Annotated in this window: 14 protein-coding genes; 9 read left to right on the top strand and 5 right to left on the bottom strand. The window is 67.7% G+C overall.

Annotation, left to right across the window (positions count from 1 at the left end; all coding sequences use genetic code 11):
* Positions 1 to 135 precede the first annotated feature (135 nt).
* Positions 136 to 1,551 (top strand): DEAD/DEAH box helicase, encoded by a 1,416-nt coding sequence (locus ACZK4Z_RS02625; RefSeq protein ID WP_049461652.1) that lies wholly within the window; start codon positions 136 to 138, stop codon positions 1,549 to 1,551.
* 716 nt (positions 1,552 to 2,267) lie between these two features.
* On the opposite strand, the gene ACZK4Z_RS02620 is transcribed toward ACZK4Z_RS02625, so the two are convergent.
* Positions 2,268 to 4,862, bottom strand: coding sequence for a M14 family zinc carboxypeptidase (locus ACZK4Z_RS02620; RefSeq protein ID WP_478451170.1), 2,595 nt, complete (start codon positions 4,860 to 4,862; stop codon positions 2,268 to 2,270).
* 74 nt (positions 4,863 to 4,936) lie between these two features.
* On the bottom strand, positions 4,937 to 7,576 hold the full coding sequence (locus ACZK4Z_RS02615; RefSeq protein ID WP_125892483.1) for a TonB-dependent receptor plug domain-containing protein: 2,640 nt from the start codon (positions 7,574 to 7,576) through the stop codon (positions 4,937 to 4,939).
* A 192-nt stretch (positions 7,577 to 7,768) separates the two neighbouring features.
* Between ACZK4Z_RS02615 and queD the strand changes: the two genes are divergently transcribed.
* Both queD and ACZK4Z_RS02605 read left to right on the top strand, forming a co-directional pair.
* Positions 7,769 to 8,131 (top strand): 6-carboxytetrahydropterin synthase QueD, encoded by a 363-nt coding sequence (queD, locus tag ACZK4Z_RS02610; protein WP_005407953.1) that lies wholly within the window; start codon positions 7,769 to 7,771, stop codon positions 8,129 to 8,131.
* A gap of 117 nt (positions 8,132 to 8,248) precedes the next feature.
* Entirely contained in the window at positions 8,249 to 8,596 is a 348-nt protein-coding gene (locus tag ACZK4Z_RS02605; protein ID WP_125892481.1) for a phasin family protein, read from the top strand.
* A 373-nt stretch (positions 8,597 to 8,969) separates the two neighbouring features.
* Here ACZK4Z_RS02605 and asnB read toward each other — a convergent pair whose 3' ends face one another.
* Positions 8,970 to 10,871, bottom strand: coding sequence for an asparagine synthase (glutamine-hydrolyzing) (asnB, locus tag ACZK4Z_RS02600; protein ID WP_121504809.1), 1,902 nt, complete (start codon positions 10,869 to 10,871; stop codon positions 8,970 to 8,972).
* A 349-nt stretch (positions 10,872 to 11,220) separates the two neighbouring features.
* On the opposite strand from asnB, the gene ACZK4Z_RS02595 reads away from it, so the two are divergent.
* Both ACZK4Z_RS02595 and ACZK4Z_RS02590 read left to right on the top strand, forming a co-directional pair.
* A complete protein-coding gene (locus ACZK4Z_RS02595) occupies positions 11,221 to 11,910 on the top strand; it encodes a winged helix-turn-helix domain-containing protein (RefSeq protein ID WP_010484092.1) in 690 nt (229 codons plus the stop codon).
* Complete coding sequence (locus ACZK4Z_RS02590) at positions 11,907 to 13,253, top strand: ATP-binding protein (protein ID WP_125892479.1); 1,347 nt, start codon at positions 11,907 to 11,909, stop codon at positions 13,251 to 13,253. The genes ACZK4Z_RS02595 and ACZK4Z_RS02590 overlap by 4 nt, the downstream gene beginning before the upstream one ends.
* Here the strand turns inward: ACZK4Z_RS02590 and ACZK4Z_RS02585 are convergent.
* Complete coding sequence (locus ACZK4Z_RS02585) at positions 13,250 to 14,719, bottom strand: sensor histidine kinase (RefSeq protein WP_125892477.1); 1,470 nt, start codon at positions 14,717 to 14,719, stop codon at positions 13,250 to 13,252. The genes ACZK4Z_RS02590 and ACZK4Z_RS02585 overlap by 4 nt on opposite strands.
* Positions 14,716 to 15,435 (bottom strand): response regulator transcription factor, encoded by a 720-nt coding sequence (locus ACZK4Z_RS02580; protein WP_014035866.1) that lies wholly within the window; start codon positions 15,433 to 15,435, stop codon positions 14,716 to 14,718. The genes ACZK4Z_RS02585 and ACZK4Z_RS02580 overlap by 4 nt, the downstream gene beginning before the upstream one ends.
* Positions 15,436 to 15,579: 144 nt before the next feature.
* Here ACZK4Z_RS02580 and msrB point away from each other — a divergent pair, with 144 nt between their 5' ends.
* The 4 genes from msrB (at position 15,580) to ACZK4Z_RS02560 (ending at position 20,328) form a co-directional block, all read left to right on the top strand.
* Positions 15,580 to 16,152, top strand: coding sequence for a peptide-methionine (R)-S-oxide reductase MsrB (msrB, locus tag ACZK4Z_RS02575; RefSeq protein WP_125892475.1), 573 nt, complete (start codon positions 15,580 to 15,582; stop codon positions 16,150 to 16,152).
* A 2-nt stretch (positions 16,153 to 16,154) separates the two neighbouring features.
* Complete coding sequence (locus ACZK4Z_RS02570) at positions 16,155 to 17,924, top strand: cytochrome c biogenesis protein DipZ (RefSeq protein WP_125892473.1); 1,770 nt, start codon at positions 16,155 to 16,157, stop codon at positions 17,922 to 17,924.
* Between the two features lie 14 nt (positions 17,925 to 17,938).
* Positions 17,939 to 18,676, top strand: coding sequence for a peptide-methionine (S)-S-oxide reductase MsrA (gene msrA, locus ACZK4Z_RS02565; RefSeq protein ID WP_049424850.1), 738 nt, complete (start codon positions 17,939 to 17,941; stop codon positions 18,674 to 18,676).
* Between the two features lie 203 nt (positions 18,677 to 18,879).
* Positions 18,880 to 20,328, top strand: coding sequence for an aminotransferase-like domain-containing protein (locus tag ACZK4Z_RS02560; protein ID WP_125892471.1), 1,449 nt, complete (start codon positions 18,880 to 18,882; stop codon positions 20,326 to 20,328).
* Positions 20,329 to 20,444 lie beyond the last annotated feature (116 nt).

Raw genomic sequence — 20,444 nt, 5'->3', positions numbered from 1 at the left:
CCAGCCTGCGCTTCGTGCCGGCTGCACCCAATTCTCGCAGCGCGGTTCACGGGAACGCTCCGAGTCAGCCGATCAGTTTGATCTGCCCCCGTCTGTCCAGTCGGACAGGCGTTTCTTGTACTTGGAGCAAACTCAATGTCTTTTGAATCGCTGGGCCTGGCGCCCTTCCTGCTGCGTGCGCTTGCCGAGCAGGGCTACGAAAACCCGACCCCGATCCAGCAGCAGGCGATCCCGCTGGCGCTGGCCGGTCGCGACCTGCTGGCCGGCGCACAGACCGGTACCGGCAAGACCGCCGCCTTCGGCCTGCCGCTGCTGCAGCACCTGGGCACCGCCTCGCAGGAAGTCCGCAGTGGCCCGCGCAAGCCGCGCGCGCTGATCCTGGCCCCGACCCGCGAGCTGGCCACCCAGGTGCATGACAGCCTGCGCGGCTACAGCAAGTACCTGCGCATTCCCAGCGCCTGCATCTACGGTGGCGTCGGCATGGGCAACCAGCTGGACATCCTGCGCCGTGGCGTGGACCTGCTGGTGGCCTGCCCGGGCCGCCTGATCGACCACCTGGAGCGTCGCAGCATCGACCTGTCCGGCATTGAACTGCTGGTGCTGGACGAAGCCGACCGCATGCTCGACATGGGCTTCCTGCCGTCGATCAAGCGCATCCTGGCCAAGCTGCCGAAGCAGAACCGCCAGACCCTGCTGTTCTCGGCCACTTTCGAGGACAACATCCGCCAGCTGGCGCTGGAGTTCATGCGCAACCCGGAACAGATCCAGGTGACGCCGAAGAACACCGTGGCCGAAACCATCACCCACCGCGTGCACCCGGTCGATGCCGGTCGCAAGCGTGACCTGCTGCTGCACCTGCTGGCGCAGGACAGCCGCGAGCAGACCCTGGTGTTCGCCCGCACCAAGCACGGCAGCGACAAGCTGGCCACGTTCCTGGAAAAGTCCGGCATCAAGACCGCGGCGATCCACGGCAACAAGAGCCAGGGCCAGCGCCTGCGTGCGCTGGGCGACTTCAAGGCCGGCCGCGTGACCGTGCTGGTGGCCACCGATATCGCCGCGCGCGGCATCGACATCAACGAGCTGCCGAAGGTGATCAACTTCGACCTGCCGATGGTGGCCGAAGATTATGTGCACCGCATCGGCCGCACCGGCCGCAACGGCGCGACCGGCCAGGCGATCTCGCTGGTGGCGCAGGATGAAGTGAAGCTGCTGCGCGCGATCGTGCGCCTGCTGGGCCGCGACATGGACATCCGCGATGTGCCGGGCTTCGAGCTGCAGACGCCGATCCGCTGGGGCAACAGTGCGCCGGGCAAAGCCGAGCACGATACCGGCGAGCGCGCACCGCGCAAGAGCCACGCGCGCCGTCCGCACGGCGATGCGCCGCGCCATGCGCATGCGGGCCCGAAGAAGGCCGGTGGTGGCCGTCGCGAGGGCGGTGGCAATGGCCAGCAGCGTGCAGGTGCCGGTCAGGGCCAGCGTCGTGGCGGTGGCGGCAATGGTGGCGGCCGTGGCCGCGGCCAGGGTGGCAACGGCGGCGGTCGCGCCGGCTGATCCCAGCTGACATGGAGGGTGCTTCCCGCTGCGCGGGGGGCTATCGAGGGACGGCGCTGACGCGCCGTCCTTTTTTTTGTTGCGGGCTACCGGGTGATAAAGCACGCGGTGGCAGTACCGAGGGCGAATGGGCATGGGGGCAGCGCAGAACACGCTGTAAATACGTCCATGTAAGCTCGATGGCGCCATCCATGGCGCCAACGGTTCTGCGCTGCCCCCATGCCCATCCGCTTCAAGCATTGCCTGCGCCTCCTTCTCCCGCCGGGTAGCCGGGAGAAGAAAGATCAAATTCAAATTCAAATTCAAATTCAAATTCAAATTCAAAGGCAAAAGCCGAAGTCGCAATTCCTGGTTCTGCTTTTGCTTTCGCCCTTACTCCCGCCTTGGGGTTCGATGCGTCCGCGCCCGTAGGAAACTGTCGAGGGGAGGCCGGGCGGGCTGTGCAGGACCGTTGGCGCCATGGGCCCGAGGCATGCCTCGGGCGGGTTGGGCAGGACGCCCAACCCCGGCCTTGCCGTGTGCGCAGGACAGCGCACACGAGCAAGGCGCCATCGAGCCCCCAGGGGTGAGGGTGCTTTGCTTGCGAAGCACTGCTTCGCGAGCGCCCGAACGCCCAGCCGCCAGCGGCTGGGCCGGACCGCGGAGCGGGGTTTACGGCGTGTCCTGGCTGAGGCCCCCTGCCTCCCAAACCCAGCAACAACTCGGCGCCAAACGCCTCAACCCCGCGCTTTACTCGGATTCACCAGATTCCCGAAGAAGACCGCGTTGATCAGCAGTCGATCCGTCCCGTGCCAGTACTTGCGATGCGCCGGATCATCGGCAAACAGCACCACGTTGCCCTGCCCTTGCGCCGACACCAGCAGCCACGCGCTGCCTGCCACCCGCGCGCGGTTGCGCTCGGACAGATAACCATTCACCCGCGGCGGCGTGTCGATGCGCACCACCGTCGAGAACGGGTTCGCGCTCGGCTGCAACGTTACCGTGTTCTCCTTGTTGATCGCCAGCTGCCGGCGCGGCACACCGAACGCCAGCGGATGACTGGTATCAACATCGGCACTGAGGATGTTGCCGCTGACCCGCTCGATCGCGGCGATGTCGCGCTGATCGCCGAACGCGCGACGGCTTTCGTCAGCTGCATCTTCTTCCTTGCCGAGCTTCTCGCCGTCGGCGAGCTTCTGTTCGATCGCCCACTTCGAGGCACTGCCGTACGTCACCAGCGAGCCACCGGCCTGTACCCAGCGCTTCAGTGCAGCCACCGCCGTGGCATCGACGCCGGCATAGGTTCCGCCGGACAACACGATGGTGGTGTAACGGTCCAGCGGTACTTTGCCCAGCTGCTGCGGATCCAGCTTGCTGGCCGGCAACCGCAGCTGCTGGTCCAACAGGAACCACGCCGATCCGATTTCGGTGGCGGCCACGCCCTCGCCCATCACCAGTGCCACCGCAGGCTTGCGCAGCGCCTTGACGCCGTCACTGCCGAGGTCGATGCCTTCGCGGCTGCGGCCACTGGACAGCGCGTGCACCTGCACACCTGCCTCGCGTGCGGCGGACGTCACTGCCTCAAGCAACGCCGTGCCCTGCAGTGGTTGCCCGGCCACCGGAATCACCAAGCTGCCGGCGGCGAAGCTGACCTCGCCCTGCGCCGTCGCGGTGGTGAACGGCTGGAATGCCGCGCGTGCATTCACGCCCTTGCCCTGTAGCGCAGCCAACGCGCGCCCGGCGTTGTAGTCGCGCCAGTCGATCGCGTAGGCGAATCCTGCCTGGCCGCCCAGCACGGCGCCCTGCTCCGCCGGCAGCGCCGCGACGCGTGCGCCGCCGTCGATGCGGCTGCGGCTACCGGCGAAGGCCACGCCGTAGGCCGGTGCAATCGCGTAGCTGGTGCTGCCGTAGAACACATCGCCCTTGATCGGCGGCGTCTCGGCAAAGATCGAATGCACCAGGCGGAACTGCGCCTGCTGCACCGGCACCACGTAGGCGCTGCCGGCATCGAAGCGCTGACCATCGACACTGACGTCACGATCCAGCGTGCGCACTTCGATGCGATGCAGCAGCAACAGTTCCAGCAGGCGCCGGGTCAGTGCCGGATCATGCGCGTCGCCGAACACGAAGCTCTTCACCGGCTGCTGTGCGGCCTGCTTCAGTGCGCTCTGGAAGAACTGCTTCTGCAGGTCGAACAGGCCGCTGCGCTCGGCCACCGCACCGCGCACCGTGCCCAGCCCGGTAGCCACCTGGTTGCGGATGGTGAACGGGAACGTCAGCAGACCATTCATCGACTCCTGCACGCGGCCCCGCGAGCTGGCCTGCTCGACGGTAACGCCGACGGCACCGTGGAAATCAGGATAGGTCGAGCCGTACACCGGCGAGAAGTTGTCGAAGTTCTCGCCGGTGTAGTACAGCGAGCCCAGCGCATCCAACGCCTGCGCGTGGTACTTGGCCAGGGTCTTGTTGAATTCATACGACGCCGCTGGAATCAGCGGGCTGTGCATGCTCTTCGGCGACGGTTCGAAGTAGTAGGTGCTGTCCTTGCCCATCTCGTGGAAATCGATCTGCACGTTCGGGTACCACTGGTGGAACACCTCCACCTTCGGCCGCGAGTCCTGCTGGGTCAGGGCCAGCCAGTCGCGGTTGAGATCGGTGAAGTAGTGGTTGGTGCGGCCCTGCGGGAACGGCTCGACGTGTTCCTTGTCGGCCGGGTCGGCCGAAGCCGGATCGGAGGCACACGCGTTGTGCCAGTTGGCGGCACGATCACGGCCGTCCGGGTTCTGCGCTGGGTCGAACAGCACCACCGCCTGCTGCAGCCACTGCTGGGTTTCGGCACTGTGGTTGGCCACCAGGTAGTACGCCGTCAGCATCGCCGCTTCGGCACTGGAGGTCTCGTTGCCATGCACGCTGTAGCCCAGCCACACCACCACCGGGCTGTCACCGGCGGCGCTGCGCGGCTGCGCCGGATCGGCCAGGGTCGCGTGCTGCTGGCGGATCTGTTCCAGCCGCGCGTGGTTGCCTGCAGCAGTGACGGTGGCGATCAGCAGCGGGCGACCTTCATAGCTGCGGCCGATCTCGCGCACGCTGATCTTGTCCGAGCGTTTCGCAAGTTCCTGGAAGTACGCCACCAGCTGGTCGTGCCGGGTGTAACGGCTGCCGATCGGGTAGCCGAGGAACTGCTCCGGTGTGGGCACCGCTGCATCGAACGCCGCTGCGTCGGTCACCTGCGGGAAGAAGTACGCGCTCTGTGCCTGCGCCGGCTGCGGCGAGGACAGTGCGGTGGCGGCGGCAAGCAGCAACGGAAGAACGGCACGGCGATGCAAGGACACGATGACTCCCCTGGAACACAACGGCAGACAGTCGCGCGGCCGGTCCCTTCAGGTGACCGGCCGCGGCGGATGGATCAGAAGCGGTAATCGAAGCCCAGCGTGAAGTAGCGGCCACGCAGGTCGTACTGGCTGAAGTCGTACGGCGCGCGGATGCCCGGGAACGAGGCGTCGTACGGCGGCGTCTTGTCGGCCAGGTTCTGCACCTTGGCGTACACGGTCAGCTTGTCGATGCCGGTGTAGGCCAGGTACAGGTCGTACTGGCTGTAGCTGCCGACACGCTGCTGCACGGCCTTGGCGGCGGTGCTGGCTTCCTGCCGGTAGCCGCTGGTGTAGTACCAGGTCACCGCTGCGTTGAAGTCGCCGTACTTCCAGTCCAGCGTGGTGGTGGCCTTGTCCTTGGGCAGGGTTGCGCCCAGGTTGCTGCCGGCGTAGTCGACCAGCGGGCCGCCGACCACGGTCGGGCGACGGTAGTCGCGCACGTGGGTGTAGGCCGAGGACACGGTGAAGTCACCCAGCGCAGCGGTCGGGATGCGCTGGCGCAGCTCGACGTCGATGCCCGAGGTCTTCAGCTCGCTCAGGTTCTGGTAGCGGTTGTAGACCGCCTGCAGCTTGCCGCGCTCATCGCGCTGCACGGCGCCGGCCACGTTGTCGTTGACCAGGGTCTGGGTGTTGTTGGTGCCGACCAGGTTGTCCAGCTGGATGCGGTAGTAGTCCACGCTCAGGTTGGTGTTGGCCCACGGCGACAGCACCACGCCGAAGTTCACGCTCTTGGTGCGCTCGGGCTTCAGTTCGTTGTTGCCGACGGTGAAGAAGGTCGGGTTCTGGCGCGAGCCCGGCACGTCCGGGTCACGCGGATCGACCACGCTGCCGTAGGCGATGCTGGTGCTGTTGGAGTTTTCCGACAGCGACGGCGCACGGAAGCCCTTCGAGGCGGAGGCACGCACCAGCAGGAAGTCGAGCGGCTGCCAGCGCAGGCCGATCTTCGGCGAGAACGCATCGCCGAAATCATCGTAGTGATCGGCGCGCGCGGCAGCGGACAGCTCCAGCGTCGATGCCAGCGGCACGTTCACTTCGGCGTAGGCCGCACTGACCTGGCGCTTGCCGTGCACTTCGGCGATGGCCGGGCGCACCTGCAGGCCGGCGTCGATCTGCCACGGGTTGTTGGAATCGAGCTTCTCGCGGCGCCACTCGGCACCGGCGGCGAATCCGATCTCGCCGGCCCAGGTATGGCCCAGGCTGCCGGAAATCTTCGCATCGATGCCCTGCAGCTTGGACTCGGCCGGACGCAGCGTGGCGATGTTGATCGAGTCGCGCACCGACTGCGGCGTGGCGGCCGGGTTAAGCAGGTTGTAGCTGCCGGTGGCCAGCGCATCGGCCAGCGCCCAGCGGTTGGCGAAACCGCCAGAGACACTCTCACGCTCGCTGCTGCGCGCGCCGAACGCGGCCACTTCCCAGTCCCACTTCGCGGTGGTGCCACGCAGGCCGAATACGCCGCGGTAGGCGGTGGAGCGGTTGGTCTTGAGCGTGCCGCCCAGGTCGAAGAAGGTGTATTCGATCGGAATTGCACGGCCGTACGGGTTGTACGGATTGTTGGCCGGCAGCAGCGACGACACCGGCTCGGCCAGGCCACTGTCCGCGTTCAAGGCGAAGCGGCCACTTTCCAGAGTGAAGAACGGGCTGCTGCCAAACCACGCGGTGCTCTTGATCTGGCTGTACAGCACTTCGCCGAAGGCTTCGACATTGTCGTTCAGGCGGAAGATGCCGTTGGCATAGGCCTGGTAGCGCTTGGTCGAGGGAATCAGCGTGGTGAACGGCGCCTGGTTGAAGCCGCAGGTATCACCGGCCAGGCCGTCGATCGGCGCGCTGGCAACGCGGGTGGTACCGGTCGGGCAGTTACCGTTGGCATCGAGCATCGGCACCGACACGCCGTTGACCAGATAGCGCGCACCCTTGGCCGACCAGCCGTTCCAGCGGCCGCCGGGCTTGTCGGTGTAGATGCCGCTCTTTGTCAGGTTGCGTTCGTCCTGATCCAGGCGTTCGCGGTTGTAGCCCTGCAGGCTGAAGAGGATGTTGTAGCCGTCGGTATCGAGATCACCGAGGCCGCCGACGAACTTCAGGTTCTGCTCGTGCAGGCCGCCCTGGTCGGCGCCGCCGAAGCTGCCGCCGATCTCGGCGCCTTCGAAGTTCTGCCGGGTGATGATGTTGACCACACCGGCCACGGCGTCGGAGCCGTAGACCGCCGAGGCGCCATCCTTGAGCACTTCGATGCGTTCGACCGCGACCAGCGGCAACGCGTTGAGATCGACAAAGGTGTCGGACAGGCCACCGGCCGGGAAGCCGTAGTTGGCCAGGCGACGGCCGTTGAGCAGCACCAGCGTGTTCTTCTGCGACAGGCCACGCAGGCCGATGCCGGCCGAGCCGGAGGCCCAGCCGTTGTTGGTGGTTTCGTTGCTGGCGTTGCCGGTGTTGGCCGAGATCGAACGCAGCACATCGGCCACGGTGGCCTTGCCGGTCTGTTCCAGCTGCTGGCGGCCGATCACCTGCACCGGGTTGGAGGCCTCGGTATCGGTGCGCTTGATGTTGGAACCGGTGACGCGCACGGCAGCCAGGGTGCTGGCTTCGCCACTGGCGTCGGCGAAGGTTTCGGCGGCGGCGGACAAAGGCGCGGCCAGAGCGACGGCCAGGGCCGCCACGAGCAGGGTGTGCTTGGGCATGACGATGTGGGGGAGGTGGAAAGGGCGACGTAGTTCCGCAGTAGTCCATGCCTGGCCGAGGTCCGGCCAATAACATCTCTTCATACGGATATAAGTGAAACTATCATCTCTTCATCCGGATGAAAAGACTGGCTTCACGAAAGTCCAACATCCGCTCAGGCTGGCCGGCCACCTGCGGCGTACAATCGCGTCATGGAAATCTTCAAAGTCTTCATGCTCGAGGCGGCGCACCGCCTCCCCAACGTGCCGCCGGGGCACAAGTGCGCGCGCCTGCACGGCCACTCGTTCCGGGTGGAACTGAAGGTCGAGGGCGAGCCGGGTGCGCAGACCGGCTGGATCATGGATTTCGGCGACGTGAAGGCGGCCTTCCAGCCGATCTACGACCGCCTGGACCATCACTACCTCAATGACATCCCCGGCCTGGAGAACCCGACCAGCGAGAACCTGGCGGTGTGGATCTGGAACGAGCTGAAGCCGAGCCTGCCGGCGCTGAGCGAGATCACCGTGCACGAAACCTGCACCTCGGGTTGCCGTTACCGCGGCCCAACAGCCTGATCAACCCATTGATCTGAAAGGTCCTTCAAAGGCGCCCTGGGCGCCTTTGTTATTTTTGTTGCATTGCCGCATCAACGGCGTATGCTGCACTGCATCAAGTCACTCCCTGATGCCCCCATGGCCACCGCCTTCAGCGATCGCTTCAGTGATGCCACCCGCCAGCTCGCCGCCGCGGCAACGCGCGCGAACCGGTTGGCGTTGGAGAACGCGGAAAGCATGTTCGGGGTGCAGCTGAAGGCGATAGAGCGCAACCTGACCGCGACCGGCGGCTGGCTCGGCGAGCTGGCCCGCAGTGACGACGCGGCCGGGGTGCTCAACAAGGGCGCACAGCTGTGGCAGGACAACCTGCAGCGGCTCGGCCAGGCCCAGCAGGACGTGGTCGGGCTCGGCCTGCAGGCCGGCAAGGCCTGGTCCGAACTGATGCAGGGCTACAACGAATCAACGGCGGACGCGAACAACCACTGACGCGACGCAACGCTCATTGCGTGGGTCCCTCCCCCCACGCAATCCGGACCCGGCAGATCCCTCCCTCTGCCGGGTCTTTTTTTGCCTGGCGTTCGGATTCCAAAGCGCTTCCTCGTCTGGACTCTCTGCGAGCTGAGGGGCCCCGCCGGGGCGGGCAGGGGCCTGGGCAAATGTCCCCCGGCGCCGGCCGTTGGCCGTCACCTCCTCCTTTACTTTGCCCAGACCCCTGCCCGCCCCGACGAGGCTCGGCTTACGGCAGGTAAAGCGCAGCGCTCGTGGCGCCTTTCAACTAGGCGCCGGAGGACATTCGTACGCAAGGGCATCCGCCCCGCGCCACGCTGATTCAATCCGCTGCACGCAATGCAGAAACCGCTCAGCGCCCGCGACCACCGTGCCAATGCTGGTGCCACGCCTGGAACATCAGCACGTTCCACAGGTGCGTGTGCCACTTGCGCTCGCCACGCAGGAACGCCTCCCAGATACCGCGCACGCGCGCAACATCGAAACACCCCTGGTTGCGCAACAGCTGCGGGTCCAGCAGCGCCTCCGCCCAATCGCGCAGCGGGCCCGCCAACCAACGCGCCATCGGCGGGCCAAAACCGCGCTTGGGGCGGTACACCAGCGGTTCCGGCAGGTAGCGCGCCAGCAGGTGCTTGAGGATCCGCTTGTGCTCACCATCGTGGTACTTCAGGTGCTGCGGCAGGCGCCAGGCCAGACGCACCACCTCCATGTCCAGCAGCGGCGCACGCGTCTCCACGCCCGCCGCCATGCCCGCACGATCGACCTTGGCGAGGATGCCCTCGGCCAGATCCATGCGGAAATCCAACAGCTGGATGCGCGCCTCGGCCGGCAGCGCGGTGTCCTGCTGCTGGAAGATCGTCATCGGCTCACGTGCGCCCAGCACCACCTGCGCCGGCTGCCGCCAGCGGGTGACACGCTGCAGGTAATGCCCTTCCACATCGTTGGCGGCAACCTCGGCCACCAGCGCACGCCAGCCGCCCAGGCGGCCACGCTCGACGTTCATGCGGTTGCCACTGCGCCGCGCCAAGTCACGCACCCAGTCCGGCAAGCCACCACAGAGGCGTGCATTGCGCAGCGCCCGGCCATAGCTGGGATGACCGAAGAACAGTTCATCGCCACCGTCGCCGGTGAGGGCCACCGGCTTGCGCGCGCCCAGCAGTTCACTGGCCAGCAGGGTCGGCAGCTGCGAGGCATCGGCGAACGGTTCGCACCAGACCTGTGGCAGCCGCTGCAGCAGATCCAGGCCTTGTCGCGCGTCCATCCGGTGCAGATGATGCTGCACGCCCAGATGCCGCGCGACCTGCGAGGCCCAATCGCTTTCGTCGTGGCCGGGATCGTCGAAGCCGACCGTCCAGGCCTCGATCGGCAGCGTCGACTGCGCCTGCATCATCGCGGTCACCAGCGACGAGTCGGTGCCGCCAGACAGGAACGCACCGCAGGCCAGCGGCGAATGCATGCGTGCCGCGATCGCCTTCTGCAACACCACTTCCAGCTGGTCGGTGGCCTGTTCCAGGCTCGGCGCCGGCTGCAGGGGTTCCTGCAGCGCACTCTGCATCGCATCGCGTGCGCACCAGTAGCGCGCGCCCCCTTCCGCCGCCTGGCTGGAACCGCCGGCGGCGTGGTCATCCAGATCGACGCGCAGCACCGCGCCGGCCACCAGCTTGTGGATGCCGCGGTAGATGGTGTGCGGCGCCGGCACATAGTCGTGGCGCAGCAGCAGGCTCAGCGCATCCTGGTCGATGCTCGGCGCGAAGCCGGCGAAGGCCTGCAGCGCCTTCATTTCCGAGGCGAACAGGAACTGGCCCTGGAACCAGCCGTAATACAGCGGCCGCTCGCCCACCGGATCACGCGCCAGCCACAACGCTCGCGACTCACGGTCCCAGACGCTGAAACCGAACGCGCCTTCGATACGCGACAGCGCCCGCTCTACGCCCCATTCAACGATCGCCTGCAGCAGCAGCCGGGCGTCGCTGCAGCTGCGTGGCAGCTCGCGCAGCTGCGCCTGCAGGTCGGCGCGGTTGTACAGGCGGCCGTCCAAGCACAACACGTAGCGGCCGCAATCCGAGCTCAGCGGCTGCAGCGGGGTATCGGTCGGCGCCCGGCAATGGCCCAGCGCGAGGCCGGCCTCGGCGTCGGTCCAGTAACCGATGCGGCCCCGGCCACGCTGCTGCAGGGCGCGCAGCATCGGTGCCAGCTGCTGCAGCAGATGCTCGTCCTCGGCGGGCGGCAACCACGCCCCGACCACGCCGCTCATCGGGCACCTCCGCAGCGGCAGCGGCGGGACGGGTTCAGCAGGCAGGGGGCGGCGAGCGACATGGGAACGGCACGCGGAGCGGAGGAGACTCCATGCTCGGCGCCCCACCTGCCCCGCGTCAGTCGCTTTGCTGTCAGCGATGGTCACCAGACGTATCACGAAGGTAACGTTTTGTAACGGCAACAAGCTATGCTGGACGCCAAGTTGTTGCCAGGCCTGAGGCCCGGCCCGAGCGCCAGCAACCCCGGCTGAATGGCGCCCGCCCCCGGGACCCGGGCGGCCCGCAGGCTGGGATAGCATCGCCGCGCTCGTGCCGTGGCGGTACGTACGCCCCACGGAGGCCTTGAAAATGCTGGATATCGTACTGGTTGAAGACGATGCCCGCCTGGGTACGATGGTCAGCGACTATCTGCAGCGGCATGGCTATCAGGTGGCCCATGAGCGCAGTGGCGAGCGCGCGGTGGCCCGGATCCTGGCCGAGAAGCCGGCCCTGGTCCTGCTCGATGTCGGCCTGCCCGACCAGGATGGTTTCGAAGTGTGTCGGCAGATCCGGCCCCACTATGACGGCATCATCTGTGTGCTGACCGCCCGCACCGACAACATCGACCAGGTGCTGGGACTGGAGCTGGGGGCCGACGATTACATCGGTAAACCCATCGAACCGCGGGTGCTGCTCGCCCGCCTGCGTGCCCACCTGCGCCGCCATCGCCGGGTCGAACCGCGCGACGGCAGCCTGCGCTTCGGCGAGCTGAACATCGACCCGTCCACCCGCAACGTGCACCTGCAGGGCGGCCTGCTGGAGCTGACCACGGCCGAGTTCGACCTGCTGTTCCTGCTGGCCAGCAACGCCGGCCAGATCCTGGACCGCGATGCGCTGCTGCGCGGCCTGCGTGGCATCGCCTTTGACGGCCTGGACCGTTCGATCGATGCGCGCATCTCGCGCCTGCGCCGCAAGCTGGGCGACAACCCTGAACAACCGGAGCGGATCAAGACCGTCCGTGGACGCGGCTACCTGTTCAGCCGCTCGGCATGGGGATGAAGCGCACGCACTCGGCGATGCGCGGCCACGCCTTCCACTTCCTGCGCTACGGCATCGGCTTCCTGGTCGCCCACCTGCTGCTGATCGTGCTGGGCCTGTGGGCCTGGGATGCGCTGCTGGAAGACCGCACCGAAGCCAGCCTGCTGGCCGAGATGCGTGGCACCCATGCGCTGCTGCAGCAACGCTTCGCGGAAACACCACGTGACCAGTGGCCGGCGCTGGCACGAGGGCTCGACGCCGACTTCGCCTATGCCCTGCGGATGGTGCCGCTGGCCGAGGCGGAGAAGGCGCTGTCGACCAGCCAGCGACCGCCGTTCAACAACGGCCGTGTGCAGATCGACCTGGAACACATGCGCAGCCTGCAGCGGATCGGCGACAGCGACTATGCCGTGATGCTGGGGCCACTGGATGAAGCGTTGCCTGAGGAAGGCTGGCAGGACAGCGAAGTGTCCGGCGTGGCGATCCTGCTGCTGATCCTGATGGTGGCCGTGGCGCTGCCGATGTATGTAATGGTCTACCGCCTGTGGCGCGATGTGTCGCAGCTGGCACAGGCGGCGCGGCAGATGCGCGACGGCCAGCTGGATACGCGTGCGCCGCGTGCCGGCACCGCGCTGGTGCGGCCGCTGGCCAATGCCTTCAACCACATGGCCGAGCAGCTGCAGCAGCTGCTGGAGAGCCAGCGCGTGCTGGCGCAGGCGGTCGCGCATGAAGTGCGCACGCCGTTGGCGCGGATGCGTTTCGGCCTGGCCGACCTGGAGGACACCGCGCTGGACGAGATACAGCGCGATGCGCTGGGCGGGCTGCGCACCGATGTCGATCGGCTGCAGCACCTCACCGATGCCGGCGTCGAGTACGCCGCGCTGGGCCGCTGCCATCAGCTGACCCGCCAGCGCCTGCAGCTGGCGGCACTGGTCCGTGGCGTGGTGGCCCAGTTCGCACCGCTGCCGCTGCCGGTACAGCAGGTGCTGTCGCCGGCAGGCCTGGTCAACGTCAACCGGCATATGCTGGAACTGGCGCTGCGCAACCTGCTCGGCAATGCCCTGCGTTACGCACGGCGGCAGATCCGTATCGCCAGCACGGTCAACGACGGCTGGCTGTGCCTGCAGGTGGAGGACGACGGCCCCGGTATCGCGCCCGAACTGCGCGGCCAGGTACTGCAACCCTATGTGCGGCTGGATCCGGGCAGCCCCGGTTTCGGCCTCGGCCTGGCGCTGGTGCAGGTGGTGGCCGACAAGCATGGCGGCCACGTTGAAGTGACCGATTCGGAGCTGGGCGGTGCCTGCATCCGCCTGCACCTGCCGCTGGAAAGCGGCGGTGCCGTGGAGAGCGAGGCGGCCTGCTAGGCCGCCGGCTCCGCGCGCGGCAACGCGAACACGAACAGCGCGCCACGCTCACTGTCACGCAGTTCGATGCGGCGGCCATGCAGCTGCACGATCCGCTGCACGATCAGCAGGCCAAGCCCACCGTTCTCGCCACGCCGTGCGCCCAGCGCGGCCGGCGCCTGGAACAACTGCGCACGCAGCGTCGCTGCCACGCCGGGACCATCATCGGCCACGCTCACCTCGATGCTGTCCGCGGTCGCACGCAGGCACACTTCGATCCGGCCACCTTCCGGTGCGTGCCGCAATGCATTGTCGAGCAGGTTGGTCAGCACGCGCTCGACCAGGCCCAGGTCGGCACGCACCAGCGGCAGGCCGGGCGGGAACGCGGCGTGCAGGCGCTGGTTGCGTGCCTGCGCCGCCAGCTCGAATTTCTGCACTACGTCCTGCAGCAGTTCCGGCAGCGCGAACACTTCCCACTCCAGGCGCACTTCGCCATGCTCCAGCCGCGCCAGCTCGAACAGCGCGCGCGCCAGCCGACCAACCTTGGCGCTCTGCGCCAGCGCGATACCGAGGTAACGGCGGCGCTCGTCCGGGGACAGCGTGGCGTCCTTCAGCGCCAGCGTTTCCAGGTAGCCGTGCAGCGACGACAACGGCGTGCGCAGGTCATGCGAGATGTTGGCCACCAGTTCGCGCCGCTGCAGGTCCTGCTGGCGCAGCTGCTGCCATTGCTCCCCCAGGCGCTGCGCCATCTGCGCATGTGCGTGTTCCAGGATCACCAGTTCATCGCGCTCACCGGGCCGCAGTGGCTCCGGCGGCGGCAGTGGGGTCGGCGCGTCGATGTCGAACGCCTGGATGCGTCGGGTCAGGCGCCGCAGCGGACGCGTCACCCAGTAGAACGCCACCAGCCCGGCAAACAGGCCGAGGCCCCCCACCAGCACGACTGACCACAGCGTGGTGTTCCATTGGCTGCCCGCGGCAAGATCGTCGGCGAGCATCTGCCGGTGCTCGCCGACCAGCACCACGTATACATAGCCGGCCGGCCGGCCCTGCACGATCAATGGTGCGGCGCTGAACACCTTGCGGCCATCGGCGCTGCGCGGGTCATCACCGAGGATCGGCAGCGGCGCACCGGCCAGCAGGCGACGCAACGGTGCCACGTCCACCTTGTTGCGCACCAGATGCCCACTGGGTGCATCGTGGCCGAGGATGCGACCCTGGTCGTCCAGCAGGTAGACCTCGACGCTGGGATTGACCGCCATCAGCTGGCCGAACAGCGCACGCACCGCCGCATCGCGCATGCCGCTGGTGTCCATCAGTTCGCTGCGCTGGGCGATGTGTTCGGCCAGGCCCAGCGACAGCCGCTGCACCACTTCCTGCTCATGGCGGGTGTTGGCGCGCATCTGCAGTGCCAGCAACGCCATGCAGCACATCAGCATCAGCGCGGCGATCACCGCCGCCAGCTTCTGCCATAGATTGGGCTTGATCATGCCGCCGCCCCGGCCGGATCGACCAGCTTGTAGCCGCGGCCCCACACCGTCAGCAGCCGCCGCGGGTTGGCCGGGTCCGGCTCGATCTTGCTGCGCAGGCGGTTGATATGGGTATTGACCGTATGCTCGTAACCATCGTGCTGGTAACCCCAGACCTGGTTGAGCAGTTCCATGCGTGCGAACACCTGGTCCGGGTGGCGGGCGAAGAACAGCAGCAGATCAAATTCGCGCGGCGTCAGCTCCAGCGCATTGCCATCCACCGACGCGGTGCGCGCGACCGGATCCAGCTGCAGCCCGCCCAGCTCGATCGCGCCGGCATCGATTCGCGCACTCTGCGCCATCGCCTCGGCGCGGCGCAGCAGCGCGCGTACCCGTGCCACCAGTTCCGGCATCGAAAAGGGTTTTGCCAGGTAATCGTCCGCGCCCAGTTCAAGGCCAACGATGCGCTGGGTTTCGCTGCCGCGCGCGCTGATGATGATGATCGGCACATAGCGCGCCATCGCGCGTGCACGCTGGCAGACCTGCAGGCCGTCGACACCGGGCAGCATCACGTCCAGCACCAGCGCATCCCATGGGCCGTCCTGCTCGAGCAGGCGCAGGCCGGCGTCGCCACTGGCGGCATGGGCGACGTCGTAGCCCTCATCGCCCAGATGCATGCGCAGCAGGTCGGCGATGTGGGCATCGTCTTCAACGATCAGCACGCGTTTGGTGGACATTGGCAGCTCGGGGCCAGTGGGGAAGCTGGCTGCATTGTGGCGCGGGACGGCCGCCGATACCTCACGAAAAATTGAATCCTGCGTGAGGATTCGTTGACCCGGGCGGGCGCAGCATGGCCCCGTCGCCCCTTCCCGGAGTCCGCCATGTCCCTAACCCGCCGCCATCTGTTGGGCCTGGGCGGTGTTGCCACCGCCGCCGGCCTGCTCGGCCTGGGGGCCTGCAGCCGCGCAGCCCCGGCCGCCGCCGAAGCGCGTCCGTCGCGACAGTTCGAGGTCATGCACAGCGATGCGCAGTGGCGCCAGCAACTGACCCCGGCGCAGTACGCGGTGCTGCGCCAGCAGGCCACCGAGCGCCCGTACAGCAGCCCGCTCAACAAGGAACATCGGCAGGGCACTTTCGCCTGCGCCGGCTGTGCGCTGCCGCTGTTCTCCTCCTCCACCAAGTTCGAGAGCGGCACCGGCTGGCCCAGCTTCTGGGCACCGCTGCACAACGCCATCGGCGAAGACCGCGACGTCACCTTCGGGATGCTGCGGGTGGAGGTGCACTGCCGCCGCTGCGGCGGCCATCTCGGCCATGTGTTCAACGATGGGCCACGCCCGACCGGGCTGCGCTACTGCATGAACGGTGCGGCGATGGTGTTCGTTCCCGGTGCCCCTGCTGGCACTGCCGACGGCTGGCGGGTGCCGGTCGGTTCTTCCCCTGCTTCCGGAGCCTGACGATGCTGCTGTTGCTGCTTGCCTACCTCGGGGGCGCGCTGACCCTGCTCAGCCCCTGCATCCTGCCGGTGCTGCCGTTCGTGTTCGCGCGTGCCGATCGCCCGTTCCTGCGCAGCACGCTGCCGTTGCTGCTGGGCATGGCGCTCACCTTCACCGTGGTCGCCAGCCTTGCCGCGGTGGGCAGCCAATGGGTGGCACAGGCCAACCAGGTCGGACGCTGGATCGCCCTGCTGCTGATGGCGCTGTTCGCGATCGCGCTGCTCTGGCCGCGGCTGGCCGACCACCTGCTGGCACCGTTCCAGCGCGTGGGTGCCCGCCTGAGCGCACGCGCCGATGCGGCGGATGCCGCGGGGCACGGCGGCGCGTGGACCTCGCTGCTGATCGGCATCGCCACTGGCCTGCTGTGGGCACCGTGCGCCGGGCCGATCCTCGGCCTGGTGCTGACCGGCGCCGCCCTGCATGGCGCCAGCGTCGGCACCACTGCGCTGCTGCTGGCCTATGCACTGGGTGCGATCACCGCACTGGCGCTGGCGGTGTGGATCGGCGGCCGGGTGTTCCGCGCGATGCAGGCGCGGCTCGGCCTCGGCGATGTCCTGCGCAAGGTACTGGGCGTGGCCGCGCTGCTGGCCGTCGTGGCGATCGGCCTCGGCTGGGATACCGGCCTGCTGACCCGCCTGTCCACGGTCAGCACCGCGCGCATCGAGCAAAGCCTGCTGGACGCAGTGCCGGGCGCGCAGCCGGCTGCACCGCCGATGATGATGATGGCCGGTGCCAATGCCGGTGCCGATGCACCGCTGCCGGTGGAGGGCACCCTGCCCGCGCTGGATGGCGCCACCGGCTGGCTCAACAGCCCGCCGCTGAGTGCACAGCAGCTGCGCGGCAAGGTGGTGCTGGTCGATTTCTGGACGTACTCCTGCATCAACTGCCTGCGCGCGATGCCGTTCGTGCACGAATGGGAACGCCGCTACCGCGACCACGGCCTGGTGGTGGTCGGCGTGCACACGCCGGAATTCGCCTTCGAACGTGACCCCCGCAACGTGATGAAGGCGGTGCAGCAGCTGAAGGTCGAGTACCCGGTGGCGCTCGACAACCAGTACACGATCTGGCGCGCGTTCAACAACCGCTACTGGCCGGCGCAGTACTTCGTCGATGCGCAGGGCAACATCCGCGGCCACCAGTTCGGCGAAGGCAACTACGCGCGCTCGGAACAGATGATCCGTCGCCTGCTGACCGAAGCGGGCCAGTCGAATCTGCCGCCGCCGGCCGATCCGGCCGCCGCCGATCTGAAGGGCGTGGCCGCGCAGGCCGACATGGGCAACCTGCGTTCACCGGAAACCTATCTGGGCCACGCCCGCGCCGAGCAGTTCGCCTCGCCCGGCGGGCAGCGCAGCGACACCGCGTTCGACTACACGCTGCCCACCACTCTGGCGTTGAACCAATGGGGACTGTCCGGGCGCTGGACCGTCACCGACGAGGCCGCACAGCTGCAGCAGGCCGGTGGCCGCATCGCCTTCCAGTTCCACGCACGTGACCTGCACCTGGTGCTGGCACCGAACGAGGACGGCAAGCCAGTGCGCTTCCGCGTCTGGCTGGATGGCAAGCCGCTGCCCGCCGCCGATGCCGGCAGCGATGTCGGCGCCGATGGCAGCGGCGTGGTCAACGAACACCGCTTGTACCAGCTGGTGCGCCAGCGCGGCGCGGTCGGCCCGCATCGCTTCGAGATCGAATTTCTCGATGCGGGCGTGCAGGCCTATGCCTTCACCTTCGGTTGAAACGGGAGCACACGATGAAACTCTCTTTTGAACAAGGTATCGCCGCCGGTGTCGCCGGCTTGGTAGCTACTGCATTGATCGCTGGCGTGCTGCTGGTCGACCACGGCGCAGTCGCGGCACCGCTGGAAGCCAGCGCGCAGGCCAAGGCACTACCGGCGCCCAGCGGCGACGCCGCGTTCCGCGATGACGCCACCCATGCCAGCGTGGTGTTCGCCGGCGGTTGCTTCTGGGGCGTGCAGGGCGTGTTCCAGCACGTCAAAGGCGTGAGCAATGCGGTGTCCGGCTACATCGGTGGCAGCGCGGCCAATGCGCGCTATGAGCGCGTCAGCGGTGGCCAGACCGGTCATGCCGAGGCGGTGAAGATCGACTACGACCCGCGCCAGGTCAGCTATGGCCAGCTGATGCAGGTGTTCTTCTCGGTGGTGCACGATCCGACCCAGCTCAATCGACAGGGGCCGGACCACGGCAGCCAGTACCGCTCGGCGATCTTCAGTGATGACGCACGCCAGCAGGCGGCCAGCCGCGCCTACATCGCCCAGCTCGGCCAGGCCGGCAGCTACCGCGCACCGATCGTCACCCAGCTGGTCAGCGGCCAGCACTTCTACCCGGCCGAGAGCTACCACCAGAACTACATGACCAACTACCCGCAGGCGGCCTACATCCGCTACTACGACGCACCGAAGCTGGCGGCACTGGGCAAGCAGTTCCCGGCGCTGTACCGGCGCGACGCGGCACTGGTGCCGATGCGGTAACGACCCGGGTAGTGCCGGCCGCTGGCCGGCTCCTGCGGATCTGGGGATCGCCGGCCAGCGGCCGGTACCACCTCCAAAAAAGACGCACGGCCATCCAGCCGTGCGCTTGGGAAGTATCGGCCGTGCCCCGATCAGGCCCGTCCGACAACGACATGCTAGGCTCGCCATCATCATGGGTACAGAACCAGATGGCGGGAAGTTCGATGGATACAGATGACCAGAGCGCGATGATCCCACCCCGCTACCAACGGCTGTCCGACGAACTGGCCGAGGCCATCCACGGCGGACGTCTCCCGGTCGGCAGCCGCCTGCCTTCACTGCGGCAGATGGCCCTGCAGCGAAGGCTCAGCCTGAACACGGTGATCGCGGCCTATCGCCAGCTGGAGGACGCCGGCCTGGTCATTCCGCGGCCCAAGGCCGGCTTCGAGGTGGCGCCGCGATTGTCGGTGCCGGAACGTTCGTTGCGCGACACGCCGTCTGCGCCCACCGCGCCGCTGCAGCAGGTGTTGATGGCGCGCGTGCTGGAGGCACAACGTCGCTCCGGAGTGATCGACCTGGCCTTCGCCGGTCCGCGCGGTCGCCAGTTCTATCCGGGCGCGCAGCTGGCCCGGCATACCGCGCAGGTGCTGCGCCACGGCCAGCAGACAGTGGAAACCTATGCGCGCCCAAACGGCTCCCCCAGGCTGCTGGCGCAGATCGTGCGTCGCGGTCCACGCATGGGCCTGCACACCCATAGCGAGCGGCTGCTGCTGACCCACGGCGCGATGGAGGCCCTGCAGCTGGCGTTGCGTGCGGTTACCCAACCCGGTGATGCGGTGGGCATCGAGGCGCCGTCCTACTTCAACCTGTACCCGTTGCTGGCCAACCTCGGCCTGCAGGCCATCGAGCTGCCCACCCACCCGCAGCACGGGCTGGATGTCGACGCATTGGATGCGCTGCTGGAGCACACGCCGCTGGCCGCACTGGTGGTGATGCCCACCGTGCACAATCCGCTGGGCTGCACCATGCCGACACCCGCCAAGCAACGCCTGGCCGAACTGGTCAACGCACGGCAACTGCCGCTGATCGAGGATGCGGTGTACGCCGAGCTGCAGTTCTGCGAACCGCCGGCGCCCTTGCTGAAGGCCTTCGATCGCGATGGCTGGGTGATGGTGGTCGGTGGTTTCTCCAAGACGCTGGCGCCGGATTACCGCATCGGTTGGCTGGACGGGGGGCGCTTCGCCGAGCGCATCGCACTGCTCAAGTTCCAGTCCACCGGTGGCGAACCGCAGCTGCTGGGCGATGCGGTGGCGGCGTATCTGGAAGCAGGCAGCTACGAACACCACCTGCATCGCATGCGCCGGCTGTACCGCGAACAGGTGGGACGGCTGCGCCAGCTGGTGGCCGAACACTTCCCGGCCGGCACCCGTGCCACCGAGCCGCAAGGCGGCTTCCTGCTGTGGCTCGAACTGCCGGGCGTGGATACGCGTGAGCTGTTCGAACGTGCGCTGGTAGAGGACATCGTGTTCATGCCCGGCCAGGTGTATTCGCGTGGTGCGCGTTACCGCCACTGCCTGCGGCTGTCGTGCTGCCAGACCTTGGATGCGCGCTTCATCGGTGCGGTGGAGCGGCTGGGTGCGATCGCGCGGGAGCTGGCGGCTGCAGCACGGTAACGCGGGCCGCTGGCCGGCAACCTCGGGATCGCCGAGTGGATGCAGTTGCCGGCCAGCGGCCGGCACTACCCAGGATCATTCGAGCAGGTGCACGCTCAGCGCTTCGCCATCCGCTC

It is taken from the genome of Stenotrophomonas sp. 71799_Sma (assembly GCF_056482505.1).
The sequence above is the reverse complement of the archived record's forward strand: the minus strand, read 5'-3'. Positions and strand labels throughout refer to the sequence as shown.